General features: G+C 59.6%; 2 protein-coding genes. Both read left to right on the forward strand.

Annotated elements, in window-relative coordinates:
• The first annotated feature begins 122 nt into the window (after nt 1–122).
• Nucleotides 123–3,032 (forward strand): Tn3 family transposase, encoded by a 2,910-nt coding sequence (locus ACH0CP_RS18890; RefSeq protein WP_006961814.1) that lies wholly within the window; start codon nt 123–125, stop codon nt 3,030–3,032.
• 142 nt (nt 3,033–3,174) lie between these two features.
• Entirely contained in the window at nt 3,175–4,041 is an 867-nt protein-coding gene (locus ACH0CP_RS18895; protein ID WP_006961816.1) for a recombinase family protein, read from the forward strand.
• Nucleotides 4,042–4,104: the final 63 nt, after the last annotated feature.

The following is a 4,104-nucleotide window of genomic DNA, read 5'->3' on the forward strand; positions in this document are numbered from 1 at the left end:
GGCCCAGTCGGCCCGAAGCTGCGATTTTGGTCATCTTGGAGAACACGTCGGGAACGGGCTGGTTGTTGTTGACGATCGCCCATGCGAGGAACGACGTTCCGCTCCGATAAGGGAGCGGCGTTATGAGCCTTGGCGTTTCGAGTGGGGATCTGATCGGCTCCTGGAGCCTGAGTTTTTCGGACATCGCGTTCGTGACCGGCAAAGCGGAGACGGCACGACTGGGATTGGCGGTTCAGCTTAGATTTTTCGCCGGGCATGGCTTCTTTGTGCCGGATCATGCGTCGATACCCTCCGACGGTGTCTTGTATCTGGCGGAGCAACTTGGTCTCGATGCCAAATCCGTGAACCACTATGATTTTTCCGGGCGCACCGCCCGCCGGCATTGCGCGGAGATTTTGCGGCATCTCGGGTTCCGCCGTATGACGCAGACGGATCGCAGGGCGTTGTCGAGGTGGATTTCCGACGATCTTTGTGCGGGCGGGCAGCCGATCAATGCCATGCTCGAGCATGTTTTCCTGTGGTGCCGCGACCGCCGTATCTATGGGCCGTCGCGCAAGGAGCTGGAACGCCTCGTCCGTTCGCAACGACACCTCTATCTGGAGGCCCTGTTGGCCCGAGTCCGCGATCGGCTTGCGCCGGATGCGGTCGCCTTGCTGGAAGCCTCGCTCGCCGATCCCGATGGCCCGACCGGCTTCAACACGATGAAGGGGGATGCAGGTCAGGCGACGCTCGAAAACATTCTTGGCGTGACCGCCAAACTCGCCTTTATCCAACGGCTTGCTCTTCCCCGAGATTTCCTATCGGTCACGGGCAAGGCATGGGTCGATCAGATCGTTCGCCGGGTTGCCGGCGAGAAAGCCTCGGAGATGCGCCGGCATGTACCGGCGCGCCAGCTCGGGCTCTATGCCGTTTATCTGATGGCGCGGGAAGCTCAGCTTACGGATGCGATGGTCGACCTGCTGATCGAGACGGTCCATAAGATCGGATCGCGCTCGAAACGCAAGGTGGTGGGCGATATCGCGAAAGACATCGAGCGGGTCTATGGCAAGGAGCGACTCCTGGTCGAGATTGCCAGCGCTTCGATCGACGATCCATCCGGGCGCATCTGCGATGTCATTTTCCCAATCGCCGGCAAGGACAAACTGGCGGCGATCATCAAGGAAAGCCAGGCAAAGGGCGCCTTGGATCGGCGGATCTACAAGGTGATGCGGAGGTCATGGGCCAATCATTATCGCCGTATGCTGCCAAGCCTGCTTTCGGCACTGGAGTTCCGGTCGAACAACGCCGTGTGGCGTCCGGTGCTGGCGGCCCTGGACTGGATCAGAAGCAAAGTGGATGATGGATGCCGCTACGTGCCGCCGCACGCAGTGCCGGTCGACGAGGTCATTCCGGCGAGATGGCGCAGTTCCGTCATTGATGAAGAGGGGCGCGTAAACCGGATCAGTTATGAGCTTTGTGTCCTCGCGCAACTGCGCGATCGCATCCGTTCTAAGGAAATCTGGGTTGTCGGGGCGGACCGATACCGCAATCCCGATGACGATCTTCCCAAGGACTTCGATGCGCGGCGAGAAGCATATTACACAGGATTGAACCTGACGGCGGATGCGCGTGCATTTTCAAGCGCCATCCGGGAAGAGCTTGCTCAGGAACTGTTGCTCCTCAATGCCAATATTCCCCGGAACGACAAGGTTCGGCTGCTGTGGCGCGGCGAGAACCGTATATCTCTCACCCCGTTCAAACCCTTGCCCGAACCCAGGGGTCTCGCCTCGATCAAGACCGAGATCGGCCAACGCTGGCCGATGACCGGGCTGCTCGACGTACTGAAGGAGGCTGCCCTTGATACGGGACTTCTCGAAGCGTTCGAAACATCGGCCTCGCGTGTTGCACTGCCGAAAACCGCGCTGGATCAACGTCTCCTGCTATGCCTCTACGGCCTGGGAACGAATGCCGGGCTCAAGCGGATCGCCGGCGCCACCCCCGATGTCAGCTATGAAGAGCTGCTGCATGTCCATCGCCGCTTCGTTCATGCCGCGGCGCTCAAGGAGGCGTGTGCCAGGGTTGCGAATGCGACCCTGGCAATCCGCAATGCTGCAGTCTGGGGGGACGCCGGCACGGCCTGTGCGTCAGATTCCACAAAGTTCGGAGCCTGGGATCGCAACCTGATGACGGAATGGCATGCGCGTTATGGTGGACGGGGCGTCATGATCTACTGGCATGTCGAACGACGCGCGACATGCGTCTATTCCCAGCTCAAGCGCTGCTCTTCCTCCGAGGTCGCCTCCATGATCGAGGGCGTGCTGCGCCATTGCACCGACATGGAAATCCAGCGACAATATGTTGATAGTCATGGCCAAAGCGCGGTTGGCTTTGCATTTTGCCGGCTTCTCGGATTTGAGCTTGCACCCCGCCTGAAAGCGATCGCTCGCCAGAAGCTGGCTCTTCCCGATGTCGGCATGCGAACGCGGCTTCCCCACTTGCAGCCGATCCTCTCCAGTCCGATCAACTGGGATGAGATCGAGCAGCAATATGACGAGATGGTCAAATATGCAGCCGCGATGCAGACAAAAACCGCCGACCCGGAGGCGATCCTGCGCCGGTTTAGCCGCTCCGAGGTGATGCACCCGACCTACAAGGCGTTGAGTGAGCTGGGCCGCGCGGTCAAGACGATCTTCCTGTGCCGGTATCTGCGCGAGGAGTCCTTCCGCCGCGAAATTCATGAAGGCCTGAATGTCGTTGAAAACTGGAACAGTGCCAATGGGTTCGTTTTCTTCGGCAAGGGCGGCGAGATCGCCACTAACCGCATCGATGAGCAGCAGCTCTCGGTCCTGGCGCTACATTTGCTGCAAGCGTCGCTTGTCTATGTGAACACCCGAATGCTTCAGAGCGTGCTGGTGGAACCGAAATGGACGGGCCGGATGACGCCGGATGATTATCGCGGCCTCACACCGCTGATTTACAGCCACGTCAATCCTTATGGCCGCTTCGACCTCGATCTGAATAGCCGGATCGATTTTGGGCGGCTTGCTGCCTGACCGGGGCCTTTCCGCTCGCACCATTTGGGTGCACCCGAACGTGACGATCGGAAGTGACATATACGACATGTCACAAAAGGGTGGTTCCGTCACCAATGTTACTGTACGAGGGCAAAGCCACCCTAATGTGACGGATTTGCCCATGACCCGCGTCGGCTACGCCCGCGTCAGCACCATCGACCAGGATCTCGACATCCAGGTTGCCCGGTTGAAGGCAGCGGGCTGTGAAATCCTCCGCTCCGAAACAGGCTCGGGCGCATCGCGCACTGGACGCACGGAGCTTGAGACGATCATGCAGTTCCTGCGCGCCGATGACGAACTCGTCGTCCTGCGTCTCGATCGGCTCGGTCGCTCCACACGCGATGTTCTCAATCTGGTTCATGAACTCGACCAGAAGGGAGCCTCATTGCGGGTGCTTGAGCCGGAGGTGACGACGGCCGGAAGCATGGGGCGGATGGTGATCACCATTCTGGGCATGGTCGCGGACATGGAACTGACGTTCATCAAGGACCGGCAGCGCGCCGGGATCGAGGCGGCGCGCGCCGAAGGCGTCTACAAAGGCCGGAAGAAAAACATCGATGACGATGAAATCCGACGCCGGATCACCGCCGGCGCGAGCAAGGCCAGCGTCGCGCGCGACCTCAAGATCTCAAGAATGACCGTCTATCGGGCGCTTGACGTCATTCCTTCAAGGATCGGGCTGCCGGAAAAGCCGCCTTCTGTCACCATCGCCCTGCATCTGACCATCGAGAACTTCAACAAGCATGGTCGTGGCAGAAAGCCCGCTCGCGAGCGCATTGAGGCGATGCTGGAGCGGGATTACCAGATGCAAAAGACCGGGAACTGCGATTACACGCTGACCGTCGCCTATGATCAGGGTGCCGATGGCGTCAGCCTCGATGATGAGATCGCATCTCTCCAGACAGAGATGTTCAACATCGCAGAGAGCTACAGGTGCTCGATCGAGACCGATGTTTACGAGATTGGAGGACAAGAGCGAGCCTGGTAGATCGCCATGTTCAATCTTTGTTCTTCAACATGGCCAAAATCGCAGCTTCGGGCCGACTGGGCC

This window comes from Sphingomonas sp. 179-I 2A4 NHS, from assembly GCF_045369135.1.
Classification (GTDB): domain Bacteria; phylum Pseudomonadota; class Alphaproteobacteria; order Sphingomonadales; family Sphingomonadaceae; genus Sphingomonas.

Bases quoted from the DNA above. Each gene is read 5' to 3' on its own strand.
- ACH0CP_RS18890 (WP_006961814.1), top strand. From the start codon at position 123: ATGAGCCTTGGCGTTTCGAGTGGGGATCTGATCGGCTCCTGGAGCCTG.
- ACH0CP_RS18895 (WP_006961816.1), top strand. From the start codon at position 3,175: ATGACCCGCGTCGGCTACGCCCGCGTCAGCACCATCGACCAGGATCTC.